The sequence below is a fragment of the Prolinoborus fasciculus genome, from assembly GCF_056724605.1.
The window spans coordinates 20,734-38,043 of the sequence record NZ_JBWZQN010000031.1 but is presented as its reverse complement, the minus strand read 5'-3'; the positions used below and the strand labels follow the sequence as shown (position 1 = coordinate 38,043).

Annotated in this window: 12 protein-coding genes; 6 read left to right on the top strand and 6 right to left on the bottom strand. The window is 44.9% G+C overall.

Annotated features, from left to right (window positions below; all coding sequences use genetic code 11):
- The first annotated feature begins 97 nt into the window (after positions 1 to 97).
- Positions 98 to 379 (top strand): hypothetical protein, encoded by a 282-nt coding sequence (locus tag AC1P5O_RS09050; RefSeq protein WP_499005974.1) that lies wholly within the window; start codon positions 98 to 100, stop codon positions 377 to 379.
- A 121-nt stretch (positions 380 to 500) separates the two neighbouring features.
- On the opposite strand, the gene AC1P5O_RS09045 is transcribed toward AC1P5O_RS09050, so the two are convergent.
- Complete coding sequence (locus AC1P5O_RS09045) at positions 501 to 2,207, bottom strand: GGDEF domain-containing protein (protein WP_004647273.1); 1,707 nt, start codon at positions 2,205 to 2,207, stop codon at positions 501 to 503.
- Positions 2,208 to 3,296: 1,089 nt separating this feature from the next.
- On the opposite strand from AC1P5O_RS09045, the gene omp33-36 reads away from it, so the two are divergent.
- Positions 3,297 to 4,235 (top strand): porin Omp33-36, encoded by a 939-nt coding sequence (gene omp33-36, locus AC1P5O_RS09040; protein ID WP_004647272.1) that lies wholly within the window; start codon positions 3,297 to 3,299, stop codon positions 4,233 to 4,235.
- Between the two features lie 68 nt (positions 4,236 to 4,303).
- On the opposite strand, the gene AC1P5O_RS09035 is transcribed toward omp33-36, so the two are convergent.
- From AC1P5O_RS09035 to AC1P5O_RS09020, 4 genes are all read right to left on the bottom strand, one after another.
- The gene (locus AC1P5O_RS09035; protein WP_348942095.1) at positions 4,304 to 6,274 is read right to left on the bottom strand and encodes a glycine betaine transporter; all 1,971 of its coding nucleotides are present in this window, start codon (positions 6,272 to 6,274) and stop codon (positions 4,304 to 4,306) included.
- A 172-nt stretch (positions 6,275 to 6,446) separates the two neighbouring features.
- Complete coding sequence (locus AC1P5O_RS09030) at positions 6,447 to 7,163, bottom strand: ion channel (RefSeq protein ID WP_004729196.1); 717 nt, start codon at positions 7,161 to 7,163, stop codon at positions 6,447 to 6,449.
- Positions 7,164 to 7,408: 245 nt separating this feature from the next.
- Positions 7,409 to 9,115, bottom strand: coding sequence for a cation acetate symporter (locus tag AC1P5O_RS09025; protein WP_004729195.1), 1,707 nt, complete (start codon positions 9,113 to 9,115; stop codon positions 7,409 to 7,411).
- Between the two features lies 1 nt (position 9,116).
- Positions 9,117 to 9,449, bottom strand: coding sequence for a DUF485 domain-containing protein (locus AC1P5O_RS09020; RefSeq protein WP_004281374.1), 333 nt, complete (start codon positions 9,447 to 9,449; stop codon positions 9,117 to 9,119).
- Between the two features lie 182 nt (positions 9,450 to 9,631).
- Between AC1P5O_RS09020 and AC1P5O_RS09015 the strand changes: the two genes are divergently transcribed.
- A complete protein-coding gene (locus AC1P5O_RS09015; protein WP_004729193.1) occupies positions 9,632 to 13,123 on the top strand; it encodes a hybrid sensor histidine kinase/response regulator in 3,492 nt (1,163 codons plus the stop codon).
- A gap of 409 nt (positions 13,124 to 13,532) precedes the next feature.
- The gene (locus AC1P5O_RS09010; protein WP_348942097.1) at positions 13,533 to 14,294 is read left to right on the top strand and encodes a hypothetical protein; all 762 of its coding nucleotides are present in this window, start codon (positions 13,533 to 13,535) and stop codon (positions 14,292 to 14,294) included.
- 88 nt (positions 14,295 to 14,382) lie between these two features.
- Here AC1P5O_RS09010 and AC1P5O_RS09005 read toward each other — a convergent pair whose 3' ends face one another.
- The gene (locus AC1P5O_RS09005) at positions 14,383 to 15,033 is read right to left on the bottom strand and encodes a response regulator (protein ID WP_004281370.1); all 651 of its coding nucleotides are present in this window, start codon (positions 15,031 to 15,033) and stop codon (positions 14,383 to 14,385) included.
- Between the two features lie 376 nt (positions 15,034 to 15,409).
- On the opposite strand from AC1P5O_RS09005, the gene msuE reads away from it, so the two are divergent.
- Together msuE and sfnG are read left to right on the top strand one after the other, a co-directional pair.
- Entirely contained in the window at positions 15,410 to 16,144 is a 735-nt protein-coding gene (msuE, locus tag AC1P5O_RS09000) for an FMN reductase (protein WP_004647265.1), read from the top strand.
- A 26-nt stretch (positions 16,145 to 16,170) separates the two neighbouring features.
- Positions 16,171 to 17,283 carry a dimethylsulfone monooxygenase SfnG gene (gene sfnG / locus AC1P5O_RS08995; RefSeq protein WP_121980016.1) on the top strand — a complete coding sequence of 371 codons (1,113 nt, stop codon included), beginning with the start codon at positions 16,171 to 16,173 and terminating at the stop codon, positions 17,281 to 17,283.
- The last annotated feature ends 27 nt before the right edge of the window (positions 17,284 to 17,310 follow it).

The window sequence follows — 17,310 nt, the reverse complement described above, 5'->3', positions numbered from 1 at the left end:
TTGTTCCATTTTAGATATTTGTTTAAGATAAGATATAACTCATTGAGATGTGTCATAGTATTCGTCGTTAGAAAACAATTATTATGTCATTATTTCAATGAGTTATCTATTTTTGTCGTGTACAGAGCAAAAAATATTAAAGAAGGACAAAGTAACTTTAGGTGATGCAATTGGTCAAATTGAAAAACAATATCCAATACATCCTGCATTAAAAGCCAGTATTAAATCTTTATATGGTTATACATCCGATGCAGATGGTATTCGCCATGCAATGTTAGACGAATCAAATCTTTCTTATATCGATGCAAAATTTATGCTTGTTGCCTGCACAAATTTTATTAACTATCTGATCGACAAAACCAGAGATCATCCAAATTAGATCACATGACTGGCGACATGGATGTCGCCCGTTCGACTGTGCTAAAGGGACTTAGCATCAGTCGAACAAATGCATTTTGCTACTTTTGTGCAGTTCAAAAGTAGAGAAGGAATCTTTTAGACTAAACCTCAGCCACCACATTCCGTCCCTTCGCTTTGGCTTTAAACAAAGCATCATCGGCATTTGACAACAAAGTCATCCAGGAAACAGCCCCAATCGCCACCCCGATACTGACCGAAATCTGGATCTGATCTCCTAGCGCAGTCAGAATATAGCGCTCAACCACTTCAGCCCGAATTTTATCTGCAACGATCAGTGCCTGTTGCATCTGGATATTTTCAATCAGTACCAGAAATTCATCGCCGCCATAGCGCACCAGCAAATCCGTCGCCCGAACATTGGCCTTTAAACGCTCGGCCACCAGTTGAATCACCTGATCACCCACAATATGCCCATATTGATCATTCACCTGTTTAAAATGATCAATATCAATAATCATCAAACAGGTCTGGCTCAATTGACCCGGCTGATTTTCCATAAAGCGGATATATTCTTCCAACGCAAAACGGTTGGCCAGTCCGGTCAAAGAATCGGAATGAGCAATATTTTTTAAACGGAATTCTAGCGCATCGCGTTCTTGCAACATTTGTTGCAATTTCTGAATGGCAGCGAATAAGGAATCAGAATGATTCACTTCACGCAGCCGCATATCAATTTTCTGACGACCCGAGTTTTTAGACAAACTCAACAACATGCGGCGTGCCTGAATAAGTGGCAAAAATACTTGTTTGCGTGCAAAGATCATGGTGGAAATCGCGGTCAGTAATGAAATCAACGATACCAACACGCTCCAGATCAAACGCTGCATATTGCTGTTCATTTCCTGAATAGCGGCATCTCTGCTGTATTGCAGCAGATAAGTTTGCAGGTCTACCACAGTCGCAAATTTATCTACGATCGCTTCAGTCAGCTCTGTTCCGCTCAAACGGTAGTCACGTTGCTCCAGACTGTCACTGATCAGCTCACTCACAATCGGTAAGCCTTGCTGAATAAACTCGGTTTCTACCCGCCGATGTAAACGGATGAATTCCTCAGTCTTATCTTGAACAGGTTGAATGGTATCAATCAAGGCCCACAAATAACGCACCTGATGTTGGGTCTGTAAAGAGCGGGTAATATTTTCAGTGGGAAGCGGAGCTTCAAAAGTCACATGTGCCATGATAGACGAGGCCACACGACCGGCCTGATCACGTAAATCTGATAAAAATAGAATCTGGCTAATATAGTTATTCAGAGGGGTCGATGAGCTATCTGAAGCCACCGCCACGTCACGCAAAAGTTCACGGCAACTTTCCCAGGCAGCAAACATCGCCAGAATCGCCTGATCAAGTTCCTGAGCACTGCGCAGCTGACGCGGCATCTGGGTATAAGCATCAACCTGTGCACGCCCTTTTTTCAAACTATTCTCAAGCTGTGAAAGTTGCTGACTCAGGTTGTTAAAACCGACCTCCGTCAAGACATCAGCCGTCTGGGAGAGCTGCCGATCCACCTGTTGACGGTAGCTGATTAACTCTTGCTGATGCTGGGCAAATTCCTGCACCGAACTGGACATGGCTTTATTGGCAGGCGCACGCTCACGCGAAATCTTATTTGCCAGGTCAGCGACCTGCTGCAATGCATTCAATTGTTGATAGGTTTGTCTGGATTTTAAATAACTTTGACTGCTACTCACAATTAAGGGAATACAGATACAAAGTAAACATAAAATAATAATCGACATCGACCAGTACAAACGTTTACTGATCCACTCAGAGCGTAAGGTATTCATGCTGTTGTATTACGCCCCAATATGACAAGCAAAGCTAAATAGATTGATTATTATACAAATAAAATGAAATACTCTTAAAGTAGGTAATTCAACTTAGTTAATGTTTTTTCTATATTTTTTTGATTTTAATTTTTAAAAGCGCTACTTTTTAAATTCAGGCTAAAGTTTTATGGGTTTTATCCTACAAAAAATACAACACAAATACAGGACTTTTAAGCATTAAAAAAAATATCAAAACTTGCTTTCCGCACTATTTACACATGCAACAATTGGGTGCATAATGCACCGCATTAGGGCGAGTTAAATTATTCCTCAGCAGATATTTTAGTTTACCCGCAAATTTTGGCGAAAAAACCCCGATTTTCTATGAAAATCGGGGTTTTTTTTAGCTATTAAATTTTAGGTCGATATTTTCACCTTTAAGTATGCACTATTTTGGTGCTTAAAATTATTATAATATTTCTTCTCCTCCTCTTGTTTTGAGTTGAAGGTTTTTTTAGAAACAGGATGATCTGAAATAAAAAATGCGGAACAAAAAAAAAGCCCAACCTTGGGGAAAGCTGGGCGATAAAACAAAAAATTGTGGAGAACCAGGCTAAATCACTATGAAAGTGTGAACTCTAACTTGATTTTCATATTATGTAAAATTCCCCTAAAAATGTAAAGTCGATTGCTTCAGTCAAGATTATAAATCATGCCCATTTAGCTCAAAAAACAGACATCCACTCTAAAGCCCAAGCTGATGATGCTCTAAGATCAAGCAATCCAATCAAAGACCTGATGCGCCAGACATTTTGCACTTCTTGACACATTTATGAATTAACTCACCTATTATTAATTGTTTTAATAGATAAATATATTATAATTAATCGTATTAATTGATTAAAATAACAACATAATTTCTCCTTAATCTTTAGTCCCGATTCTATATTTAAAGTCTAGATTTTTGTTATACAAGAGTTTTTATATAAAATAGCTTCGGAGCCTAATACTTGAATTTTACACAAAATTAATACAATGATTTAGCTTAAAAAAATAGCGATTTCGAATTGGATTGACTTAATAAATTGTTACAATACAATACGTTTTATGTTGTACATCTTTTGTAACAAAATGGTAAATATCATGAAAAAACTAGGTTTAGCCACTGCTGTATTATTAGCGATGACCGGTGCTCAAGCATATCAATTCGAAGTTCAAGGTCAGTCAGAGTACATCGACAACACTGCAAATGACAAAGACTTCACTGGCGCTGTTCAAGGTACTTACTACTTCAAAGATGTAGACGCTTCTAAAGGTCCTTTAGCTGAAGCTGCTTTCCTGAACCAAGCTTCTAATGTTGCTCTAGCGTATAGCTATGGCGAAAACGGTCAAGAAGAAGCTGGACGTTCACGTACTGTAAATCATACTTACGGCGTAAAAGGTGAAGCTTACGTTCCAACTTCAGTTGTGCCTGTTTATGCAAGCGCTTCTTATAGCCATACCATTGCTGATAGCAAAACTGCTAACGCAACTGACGATCAAGGCGACCGTTATGCATTAGAACTTGGTGCTTTAGTTGCTCCTAACTTCTTAGTTGCTGTTGGTTATACCAGCGTTGCTGACCAAGCTTCTTTAGATGCATTCAATATTGTGTCTAACGGCGTTGCTAAAGCTGCTCTTGAATCTGCAACAATTGCTGATAAGACAGATGCGATCACTGCACGTACTAAATACGTTGGTGCAATCGACGGTACTAACATGTCAATTGGTTTTGAAAGCGGTTTAGTTTATGGTGAAGATACTGCCTACAACTTAGGTACAACTCTTTTCCTTAACCCACAGTTAAGCGTTGGTGCTTCTTATATGGAATCTAGCTTTGCTGGTTCTCCAGACAAAGCTTGGGGCGCGAACGTAAACTACTTCATTACTCCTGCTGTTGCAGTTGGCGCATCTTATGTAAATGCTAACTACGAAGCAAATCTTGCGCAAACTGCTCAAGTTCGTGATACTCAAACGATCGGCGTAAATGCCAAATTCCGTTTCTAATTTCTGATTAGATTCTGAATCAAAAAAGGACGCATATTGCGTCCTTTTTTATTGTTTTATGACTCTGTTTACTCAGGCGTACGTACCAGACTTAAGAAGTGCAAATGACGTTCATATTGATCAATGATATCCTGCAATAGATCTTCTTGCGTCCACTCCATCACATCATAACCCTGCCCACCTTCTCTTAAAAAGACTTCTGCCTGATAGGAATCTACTCCCGCATTCTCCAGTTCAGCCATAAAGCTTGGACTTAAAGTCTGAGTGGCATTGACCTGATAGATAAAATTAATTTCATCCTGATGATCAACACGGAGCTGTATACCGTCTTCTAGCGGGCTAATCGCTACATGTAATCGGCGCCGTTTCAATTCACTTTGAAAGCTGAGAAATGCCTTATTCACCGTATTGTGAATATACTGCTGCACCTCTTCCTGAGTATGCGGATAATGCATGATCAGGCCTAAGCGCTGTTGCCAGCTGCGTGGATTCTGGATCGCACGCGGGGTAATCCGTGCGGCTTGCAGTGCATGCATTTTGGTGACATCCAGATGTAGGGCTTTGATTAATCCCCAACACATCAGCAGCATAATAAATGTAAATGGCAAAGCGCTCATAATCGTGGCCGATTGCAAGGCCTCTAAGCCACCGGCCAGCAAAAGGATGATGGCTAATAAAGCCATGAGTACGGTCCAGAACAGACGCTGCCAAGTCGGTGAATTATCACTTTTCGCTGTCAGATAATCAGTCACCAATGCCCCTGAATCGGCAGAAGTCACAAAGAACAGCATGACCAGTAAAGTTGCAATGATGCTGGTCACTGAGCTGAAAGGCAGATTGTTCAGAAACTCAAATAGGGCCACTGATGAATCACGCTGAACTGCCTCTAATAAGCCAGTATTGGCTTCATGCATAATGCTGTACAGTGCGGCATTGCCCATAAAGCCCATCCAGATCAGGGTAAATCCAGTCGGAATCAGCAATACACCCACGATAAATTCACGAATACTGCGGCCTTCCGAGACCCGGGCAATAAACATCCCGACAAATGGCGACCAGGAAATCCACCAGGCCCAGTACATGATGGTCCAGCCCCCAATCCAGCCACTTGGCTGATAGGCATACAGATTAAAGGTCATACTGAACAGATTTGAAACATACTGGCCGGCATTCTGAATAGTAGTCTGTAACAGATAAATACTCGGACCTGCCATAAAGACAAAAATCAGCAACAGCAGTGCAAGTACCAAATTTAGTTCAGATAAACGTTTAATTCCTTTGTCTAATCCAAAAAATACGGAAGTCGCCGCCATGACACTGACCACAATAATCAAAATGACCTGAGTACTGGGTGCCTGTTCAATGCCAAACAAATAGTTCAAACCTGAATTGATTTGGGTCACCCCGAAACCAAGCGTAGTAGCGACACCAAATACCGTACCAATGGTGGCAAAGGTATCGACGCCATCTCCAATCGGTCCATAGATCTTTTGACCAATCAGCGGATACAAGGCCGAACGGATTTTTAAAGGCAATTGATGCCGATAAGCAAAATAAGCTAACGATAGGCCAACAAGCGTATAAATGGCCCAGGCATGTAAGCCCCAGTGGAAAAAGGTGACCCGCATAGATTGTTGTGCAGCCAGTACGGTTTCAGGTTCACCGGCAGGTGGCGTGACATAATGCATCACCGGTTCGGCCACACCAAAGAACATCAGGCCAATCCCCATCCCTGCGGTGAATAGCATCGCAAACCAAGAGGCGCTGCTATATTTCGGCTGGCTATGGTCGGGTCCCAGTTTGATTTTGCCCATATCCGACAGGGCAATATAAACCAGAAGGATGAGAAATATCGCCACCGACAATACATAGAACCAGCTAAAGGACGTAGTAATCCACTGGTTCAGTTGCTGGGTGAAAACTGAAAAAGCATCGGGTGCAAATACGACCAACGCTAAAAATATCGCAATAATGGCGACAGTACTAATAAAAACATTTGGATTGATATTGGCAAAACAGGATGGTTTTGTGGAAGGCATACATCCTCCATTTTTTAAAAATTGGATCGACAAACAGCGTCAAATAATTATTGGTAAGGTCAAAATGATCAGACAGATTCAGTCTATGGGAGCTAGATCTCCTGCTATTTTAGGATGTGACACAAAATAAAGCCGTTAAGTTACTGTAACAAATACAATAAAAGGATGAGTCTTATTGCCCAGGCGGGTTTTCTCTATTTTTCACGTTCTTTTTATGCGGTAGACGTGCGATATATTGCAAGGCAATTAAGCGGGATACAATCAGCGCCAGATACATCACCCCGACAAACATCTGGATAATGGCTAGCATCCGTGCGACCGGACTGACCGGCATGATATCAGACAGTCCTGTTGCAGATTGCACACTGAAACTAAGAAAAATCAGATCCAGCCAGGGTTGATAGGCTTGCAGATCGGGGTCTGAAAAGCTGTACGGCACCAGCAGCTGACAGATACTGTAGAGGAAGGCAAAGCCCCAGGCCAGCAAGGTAAATACTGCGCCAGCGGCAAAGAGTTCATCCTTGGTCAGATAACGGTCATGAAACATATAACGCAGTAGGCCATAGGCTGCACTAAAATAAGCACCAGCTTCAAACAGGTGGGCGGTGACATGGATCCAGGTATAACGCAGTCCCAGCACAATCAGGGAGGAAAAGAGAATTGCACCGGCGACAAAGCTGAGTCCTAAAATGGTAAACATCGGAGTCTGGCGAATGACTCTGGCAATCACCAGCAAAACCAGAACACCCAGTACCCAGGTTCCCGCCCGATAAGACATGCTTCCATAACTCAATACCGACAAGATCAGGATCAGCAATTGCAGGCACAACAGCCATGCCGAAGGCAAATGGGTAAAGCTGTTCCAGAACTGCTGCAGAGATTGCTTCATAATGCCCTTCTTGTTGCTATTCTTGTTACTATCTTCATGTAGGGAATACATTGTTATTGTTAACAGCTTTTAACATAGCATGCTCAAAGCCACTTGCAGATATACGATTTGTATGAAAATTACTGAAATAACACTGCACAAATCCAGCCAGCTCAATGCAATACGGCATTTATCCTAAAGAAAAAACTTGATGATATCTCCATAAAAAAAGCCCCTGACGGGGCTTTTTTAGCGTAGCGCAGATCTTAGTGATCCGATGCGCCTGAGATACCAATACCGGTTTGTGAGCGTACAAACTGCGCATCAAAGGCTTTGCGTTCTGCCTGAGCCTGTGCCGAATTATCCGTCACAGAGAACAACCAGCAGCACAAGAATGATAATGGCATCGCGAAGATTGCAGGACCATTGAACGGGTTCACTGGCGTATCAGAAATACCCAAAGTATCGACCCATACTGCTTTAGACAGCACAATCAAGGTTACTGCGGTTACCAGACCTGCAACACCACCAATCACTGCACCACGTGTCGTCAAGCCTTTCCAGAACATAGACAATACCAGTACCGGGAAGTTGGCACATGCCGCAACAGAGAATGCCAGACCGACCATGAAGGCTACGTTTTGTTTCTCGAACAGAATCCCGAGAATCATCGCGAAGATCGCAAGACCTAAAGTCGCAATCTTAGACATACGTAGTTCCGATTCAGGCGTGGTTTGGCCTTTCTTCAACACGTTGGCATACAAGTCATGCGAAATTGCTGAAGCACCTGACAGGGTCAAACCTGCAACCACTGCAAGAATCGTGGCAAATGCAACTGCAGAAATAAAGCCCATGAACAGGTCACCACCGACTGCATCAGACAGGTGAACCGCCGCCATGTTATTACCACCCACCAGCTCCAGCTTGCCAGTCACTGCCATTTTCGCAACATCAAGGAATTGCGGGTTGTTCGATACATAGAGAATCGCACCAAAACCAATGATGAAGGTTAATAGGTAGAAATAACCAATAAAACCTGTAGCAACTACGACTGATTTACGCGCTTCTTTGGCATCTTTTACCGTGAAGAAACGCATCAGGATATGTGGCAGACCTGCGGTACCAAACATCAATGCCAGACCTAAAGAAATCGCATCAATCGGATTAGATGCCAGACTACCCGGACCCATGATTTTGGTCGCATCTGTCAGGCTCAAGTCATGTACTTTTGAGTAGACTCCAATCGCCTGTTCAAACATGTTGGTAAAGCTGAAGCCCACACCTTTCATAACCATGAATGCCATAAAGGTTGCACCAGACAGCAACATCACCGCCTTGATGATCTGTACCCAAGTGGTTGCCAACATACCGCCGAACATCACGTAGGCCATCATCAACAAGCCAACGATCACGACTGCAATGTTATAGTTCAGACCGAATAGAAGTTTGATCAGCTGACCTGCACCCACCATCTGTGCAATCAGATAGAACGCGACCACAACTAGTGAACTTAAAGCAGCCAAGGTACGTACCGGTTTTTCCTGCAAGCGGAAAGACACTACGTCTGACAGGTTGTATTTACCCAGGTTACGCAGACGTTCTGCCACCAGGAACAATACAATCGGCCAGCCCACCATGAAACCCAGTGAATACAGCAAGCCATCAAAACCGGACAGGAATACCATCGCGGAAATACCCAGGAACGATGCAGCTGACATATAGTCACCGGCAATCGCCAGGCCATTCTGGAAACCGGAAATACCGCCACCGGCAGTATAGAAGTCTTTGGTATTGGTGGTTTGTTTTGCTGCCCATTTGGTAATAAACAGCGTAGCACCTACGAAAATCACAAACATGATAATCGCGTGCCAGTTGGTCGCCTGCTGTTCTGCTGCACCCAGATCAGGACCAGCGAATGCAACGCCTGAAGCCACTATCGTGGTCGCTAGGGCAATAAGAGAATTCCATTTCATCTTAGTGGTGTCCTTTTTCATGCGCAATCGCTTCGACTTCACGGATTGCTTCTTCAGTCAATTGATCAAGTTTGTTATTGGCAATGTAGGAATACACACCACACAAGATAAACGACAGGACAATGATACCTAGACCAAGTGGAATACCCCACGTGGTCACACCACCTGAAATTGAAGACAATAGAAATTCTTTGTTGTAACCAACCAGCAACATGAAACCCACATAGACAAATAGCATAATGCCGGTCAACGTCCAGCTGAGCATACTTTTCTTGCGGACCATTTCCTTGAATTTTGGATTTTGTAGAATACGATCTACTTGTACCTCATCCATAATTACTACTCCTGTAGCCCAACCTTGGGCCTACTATTTTTAATTCGAATTATCACTATCACAAGTTAACAAGATTCGTATGTGCTTGTAATTTAGACTTTGGTCGTTAAAAAATGATCAATTTAAACTGCAGCGTTCATGATGCGCTATCATAGCGGCATGCTCAGCACACATCAGGCTATATGAACAGTTGGCTCATCATAGGGGTACTTGCCCTCTATATCGCATTACTCTTTATCTGCGCTTTTTACGGAGAAAAACATGCCAGCCGGCTGAGTACCCGTGGGCGCATGTTATTGTTCAGTTTAACTTTAGGGGTGTACTGTTCCTCTTGGACCTTTTATGGTGCCACGGGTGCTGCGGTACGTGAAGGGATTATTTTCCTGCCGATCTATCTGGGTCCGCTGCTCTTTGTTGCTGTCGGCTATGACATCTGGCGCCGTCTGGGACGAGTGAGACAACATCATGCCATTTCTTCGATCGCTGACTTTGTCGCAGCACGCTATGGTAAAAGTGGTCCCCTCGCCTCGCTGGTAACCATTCTGGCAGTGGTAGCGATTGTGCCTTATCTGGCCTTGCAGTTACGTGCGATTGCCTTAAGTGCCGCCGTCATTCTGGAACCTTCCGCAGGTGTAACCGGCACGACCAATGGCGTACTGTTTCTGACTGGGGTTCTGGCAATACTGGCGATGATGTTTGGTACCCGGCAGATTGCCAATACTGAACAGCATGGCGGCCTGATGCTGGCCGTGGCATTTGAGTCTTTTGTCAAACTCTTCGCCCTGCTGGCAGTTGCCTGTTTCTTTATGTTTGAAGCACCAGAAAATCTGGCACAGATCAGTAGCGATATCAGCACTACTTTTCATGATGTACAACTGTTTGGCGTGCCACAAAGTTTCTGGATTCAGACCCTGCTCGCGGCACTGGCCATTATCTGCCTGCCGCGTCAGTTCCATGTAGCTGTGGTTGAGCTACGTGATGAAAAACATATTCGTGGTGCGCGGCGTTGGTTTGCAGTTTATTTGATTCTGACTACCTTGGCGATTATTCCAATTGCCAGCTGGGCGCTACATGCTGCACCGCAATATCTGGCCATTCCGGATGTGGCGGTCCTGTCCTTACCACTTAGCTATAATCAGGACTGGTTGACCTTATTGGCATTTCTGGGTGGTTTCTCTGCCTCTACCGGGATGCTGCTGGTGTCTTCCGTGGCACTGTCAATCATGCTCAGCAATGACCTGATCATGCCGGCGTTGTGGCGTTTAAAGCTGATTTCCCGGCATGACAAACGCTTGCCGCTGGTGCTGAAATTTACCCGCCGGGTCTGTATTCTGGGCGTGATGTTGATGGGCTTCCTGTTCTTCAATTTCTTTAATGATATTGACCAGTTGTCGGTTTTTGGTCTGTTGGCATTTAGTGCGGTGGCACAATTCGCCCCTGCCCTGATCGGTGGCCTGTACTGGCGTGGCGGTAGTAAACAGGGTGTCTATGCTGGACTCCTGACCGGTTTTGCCTTGTGGGCTTATACCCTGCTGTTTCCAACCATTTTGCGAAGCCTGCCAGAAGCCTATAGCAGCTTTAGCCAAAGCTTGCTGAATCAAGGGCCTTTTGGCTGGAACTGGTTAAGACCGGAAGCCCTGATCGGTTTTGAGTCTTTTGATCCACTGACGCATGGCGTAGTTTGGGCACTGGGCTTAAATACCCTGCTGTATATCTGGATTTCCCGTATTTTCCGTCCGAGTATTGCCGAACAGATTCAAGCCGAAAGTTTCTTCTATTATGAAACCAAGCCACTACCCTCGCAGAGTCCTTCTAACGAGGTCAGCTATTCGCATCAGGATGTCGCCCGTTTAAAAGTCGGTGATCTGATTACCCTAGCTAAACGCATTACCGGCGAAGGCCCAACCACACGCGCTTTCCAGCAGTTCTGCACCCAAAACAGTGTTGAGCTGAATGAAAACAGCAGTGCCAATGGCATGTGGTGGCGTTTCACCGAACAGTATCTGGCGGGGACTATCGGGGCAGCCTCGGCACGTACCCTGTTGACCACAGCTATGGTTAATAATGGTTTGGCATTGGGTCAGGTCGCCAATATTCTCGATCAGGCCTCGCAATGGCAACGCTTTAATCAGAACCTGATCATGACCATGATTGATCACATGACCCAAGGGGTCAGCGTAGTTGATGAAAATATGTGCCTGGTCGCATGGAACAATCAATATCTGAAACTGTTCGATTATCCGACCGATATTGTCTATGTCGGTTGTCCAATCGCAGACCTGATCCGTTATAACGCTGAACGTGGTGAATGTGGCCCGGGCTCGGTTGAAGAACATGTACGGAAACGGATTCACTGGATGCAGGTCGGCAGTGCCCATGAATTTGAACGGATTCGTAAAGATGGCCGCGTCATTCAGATGCGCGGCAATCCGATCGAAGGCGGCGGGTTCGTTACCACTTTCGCCGATATTACTGCCTTCCGTGAAAATGAAGCCGTACTTGAAGCCCGGGTTCAGGACCGTACCCAGCAGCTGGCCGATGCATTGTCCGAGCAGCAACTGGCGCGTGAACAGGCCGATAAGGCCAATATGTCAAAAAGCCGCTTCATTGCCGCCGCCAGTCATGACCTGTTGCAGCCAATGCATGCCGCGCGCCTGTTCAGTACCGCACTCGAACAAAGTGTGCAGAATGATGAAGACCGCAAGACCTTACAACAACTGGATCGTGCTTTGCATGGTGCAGAAAGCATGTTGTCTGCCCTGCTGGATATTGCCCGACTGGAAGGCGGCACCATTCAGCCGAAACGTCAGGCTTATCCGCTGCATGACCTGCTCAGCGATCTGGAACTCCAGTTCAAATCCATCGCTGCACAGCGTGGTATCAAGTTCAGTGTGCATGATGCACAGTTCTGGATTGATACCGATCCACAATGGATTCGCCGCATTATCCAGAACTTTGTCAGCAATGCGTTGCGTTATACTGCCAGAGGTAAAGTGGTGGTCGGTGTATTACGTTCGAGCAGCAGACCGAATCATATCCGTATTGGCGTCTGGGATACTGGCCCGGGCATTGCCGAAGAACAGCGCATCAAACTGTTTCAGGAATTTGAACGTTGCGGCCACACCTCGCCTTGGGGTGAACAGGGTCTGGGCCTAGGTTTGGCGATCGTACAACGCATGACCAGCATGCTGGACTATCCGGTACATGTGTCTTCTGCGCTGGGTAAAGGTTCCTGCTTTATGATTGAAGTGCCTGTGATCGAAGCACCGAAAGTGGTCGCAGCACCGGTTCAGGCCGTACCTTTAAAGAGCAAAGCCTTTAAGATTCTATGTCTGGATAATGATGAAACCATTCTGGAAGGCATGTCGACCTTATTGACCAAATGGGGTTATCAGGTGTTTAAAGCCACTGAACCTGAACAAGCAGCCATGCTGATTCAGCAGGAAAATATTCAGGTCTGGCTGGTGGATCAACATCTGAATCAGGACAAGATCGGTCTGGATTTCATTCTGGAACATCGTTCGAAGGATATTCCGGTCGCATTGATTACCGCCGATTCCGATCCGGAATTGCCGCAACGTCTAAAAGAGCTAAACATTGTTCTGCTGAAAAAACCGCTGAAACCGGCCTCATTACGTTCATGGTTATCTGGACTGAAAATTTCCGACTCCTAAGTAGATAACGATCTGATCAATGCCCATTTCACACCCTGAAATGGGCATTTTTTATACTCTACTGCCACATAAACTTACCTAGCTTGCATAAAATTTATTCTAATGTGCTAAAAGCAGCAAATATGCCGAAAATACAGCTGAATAAATTGACCAAAATGCTCATTTTTTAATTCGCTATGGCAAAAACTGACGAATGTATTAATGTACATGTGTACACTTAGTTACAATTAACTATCTTATTGTTTTTAATAAAAATTAAAGAGTAATTTTCCACTACTATAACTTTAGTCGTATTTTTATCCCTTGTACTTGGCTCTAAAAATAGAGGAATAAGAAACGATCAGTTCCCATCTCATGCAGCCTTAATTTTTTGGTCGCTGATCTATTTCTGCATATCGGAGTTCTTCACATGAACATAGATCAAAACCATGGCCTGAATCAGACCCAGCAGTTTCACCGTCAATATGGCGCCAATGCCTTATTGCCAAGCATTGACTGGGCACAGATCTTTAAATACAGCAAGCTGAATGATGCCCAGTATCAGGCACTGGAAACGCTGTATCAGAGTGCAGTCCCTCTGGCACTGCAAGTCTTTGATGAATTACATTTTGATGTCTTTGAACCTTATGCCTACAAGCCGCAAGGTCTGGGTCTATTTGAAAAGATTGCTGAACAGGAAGACAAGCTGATTCAGTCTTTAGAAGCTGAAACAGAGGATCTTCCGGCAAAGACCCGTCATCAGATCTGGAGCATGTTGCTGCGTGGTGGCGCGGTACTGGTCTTTAAGGCCTGGCTGGGTAAAGTCAAAAATGAAGAAGATTGTCTGGACACCAGCCAGTTTGATGAGCTGTCTGATCTGTTATTTATCAAAACCTGCCCACATGAACTGGCACAACGTTTACATGTCGATCCGAGTACGCGCGACGAACATGTCTTCCTGATGTATGACAATGAAGTTTATCTGGATCGTTTTAACAGTCTGGAAACTGCAGCACTATTTGTCGATCTCGGTGTTTATGATGCGACTTTCCTGAGTCTGCGTGATGATCGCGTGGCGGAATATCTGAAATCGAAAGGTTATGTCACCGAAGAGCAGATTGACGAATTGCAATGTGCCTTAAATCCATTGTTTTGTGATGATTTCACCCGCAAGCAGGATTATATCGCCTAGCTGATTCAGGCCTTTGCACTCAATTTTGCAGATTTTGCCCATAAAAAAGACCTCCAAGGAGGTCTTTTTCAATTCGTATATGCAGAATTTACATTTTGCGGTCTTCAATATTCAGTGCATTAATGGCCAATACCGCTTGTGTCCGGTTTTGTACGCCAAGCTTACGGAAGATTGCAGTCACATGCGCTTTAATCGTCGCTTCTGATACATCCAGTTCATAAGCAATCTGCTTGTTTAATAAACCTTCAGCCACCATCATCAATACCCGGAACTGTTGCGGCGTCAAAGACTGGATCCGTTCTGCCAAAGCCGTTTCATCGGCAGCACGCGGATCAAAATTCATATTGGCTGGCAGATTTGGCGGTAACCAGATTTCACCTTCCAGCACTTCACGAATCGCTTCACCGATATGGCTTGGGTGAGCAGATTTAGGAATATAGCCCATCGCACCATGCGCGATCGCACGCTGGATGATGCTGACTTCTTCATGTGCAGACACAACAATAATCGGTAAAGACGGATACTGTGCGCGGACATGCACCAGGGCAGAAAAGCCGGAAGCGCCCGGCAGGTTTAAATCCAGCAGCACAAGATCAGGCTCAGGGCCATTTTCTAGACGTTCATAAAATTCATTGACTGCCGCAGTTTCATGAATCTGGGCTTGTGGCAGGCTATAACGTACAGCTTGAATCAAGGCATGACGAAATAGTGGATGATCATCAACGATTAAAATATTCATAGGCAACGTGAGAGAGATCTTGGCACGGTAGTCCCTATTCTAACCATACAACCCAGTTAAGGATATGCAAGACACTACAATTTTTAAAATAATATGCAGTTTTTCTTCAAAATTGCCCATTTTTGCACTATTGCAATAATTGTTTAATTCTCATCACTTTTTTATATATCACTTATTCCTCACTGAAAAAGCTTATCTTTATTCAATATAAATATAAATATCATTCACTTACCCACAAAAACTTCCTTAAAAATCAGGCCTTTGTCGTATATCGCAAAATCAGATAACTTTTCAGCTTTTCGTTATTTTACAGCCCTTCGCTGAATCGGGATTAATAGGGTCATTCCGAGATTAACCCTATTTTCAGGTTCTAAATATGTCTAATTTTAATGCGCAAAAACCCTTAAATATTGTTGCCGTATCTGGCGGTTTAAATCACCCCTCAAAAACCGAAGCCTTGGTTCAGGCCATTCTGGATGAGCTGGGTGAAGCGACACCGATCAATGTGCATTTCATTAAATTTAGTGAAATTGGTTCGCTCTTGGGCGGCGCGATTTATCGCAATCAGTTGCCGCAACGCGTTCAGAATGATCTGGCAGCAGTAGAAGCCGCAGATGCGCTGATTGTTGGCACTCCTGTGTACCGCGCTTCATTTACCGGCCTGTTCAAGCATTTCTTTGACTTTGTTGAGCAAACGGCGCTGGTCGATGTTCCGGTATTACTGGCAGCTTCTGGTGGCAGTGACCGTCATGCGCTGGTGCTTGAACATCAACTGCGTCCTTTATTCAGCTTCTTTCAGGCACAGACTTTACCGATTGGGGTCTATGCCACCGACCGCGATTTCACCCCTGAATATACCATTCACAGTGAATTGCTCCGCGACCGGATTACCCTGGCTGTGGCGCGTGCCTTGCCGATTCTTGAATGGGCACCAGCCAAGGGACAACGTGCTGAAGTCATCAAAGAAAAAACCATTCAAGCCAGTCAAAATCTGGGCATTAACAAGCAGATCGAACAGGAAGAAGTGCTGCCTTCAGCAGCCGTGCCGAGCCTGGATGCCGCAGAATCGCGCTTGCACAGCAAGAAAGCACCAAAGACTCAAGTGGCTTGAACACAGCATTGCAGAGGGTGATGAATATGTCGAATGATAAAAATATCGTATTTGCCTATTGGGTGCCGAATGTCAGTGGTGGCCTGGTGGTTAGTAATATCGAGCAGCGCACCGACTGGAGCTATGACTATAACGTGCGTCTGGCACAAACCGCTGAACAGGCAGGCTTTGATTATGCCCTGACCCAGATCCGTTTTACTGCCGGCTATAACGCAGAAAACCAGCATGAATCGGTCAGCTTCAGTCATGGCATTCTGGCCAAAACTGAACGCCTGAAAGTCATTGCCGCGATTCTGCCGGGTCCATGGAAGCCGGCACTGGCTGCAAAACAACTGGCGACGATTGATCATCTGAGCAATGGCCGGATCGCGATCAATGTGGTCAGTGGCTGGTTCCGCGGTGAGTTTGATGCCATTGGTGAAGAATGGCCGGAACATGACGAGCGTTATGCCCGTTCGGAAGAGTTTATCCGTAGCCTGAAAGGGGTCTGGAGCCAGAATAACTTTAATTTTGAAGGTAAATATTATCAATTCAAAGACTATACCCTGAGTCCAAAACCGCTACAAAAACCGCATATTGAAATCTTTCAGGGCGGCAGTTCCCGGGCAGCACGTGATATGGCTTCTCGCGTATCTGACTGGTACTTCACCAATGGCAATACCCCGGAAGAGCTGAAAAAACAGATCGATGATATTCGTGAAAAAGCCAAGGCAAATCATCACTCGGTGAAAATCGGCGTAAATGCCTTTGTGATTGCACGGGATACCGAAGAAGAAGCGCAGGCTGTATTGCAGGAAATTATTAGCAAGGCCAATGTGCAGGCAGTGAAATCTTTTGGTGAAGCGACCCGTGAAGCCGGCGCAGCAAGTCAGGAAGGTGAAGGCAACTGGGCCAAATCCACCTTTGAAGATCTGGTGCAATACAATGACGGGTTCCGCACCAATCTGATCGGGACACCGCAGCAGATTGCTGAACGGATTATCGAACTAAAAAAAGTGGGCGTTGATCTGATTCTGTCAGGCTTCCTGCACTTTATTGAAGAGGTTGAATATTTTGGCCAGAAGGTGCTGCCTTTGGTCCGTGAGCTTGAAGCACAACAGGCAATGCCTGTGCAGCAAGAAGAAGCTGAGCCCGTATAATTATTCCAATAAATCTCAGCAGATTCA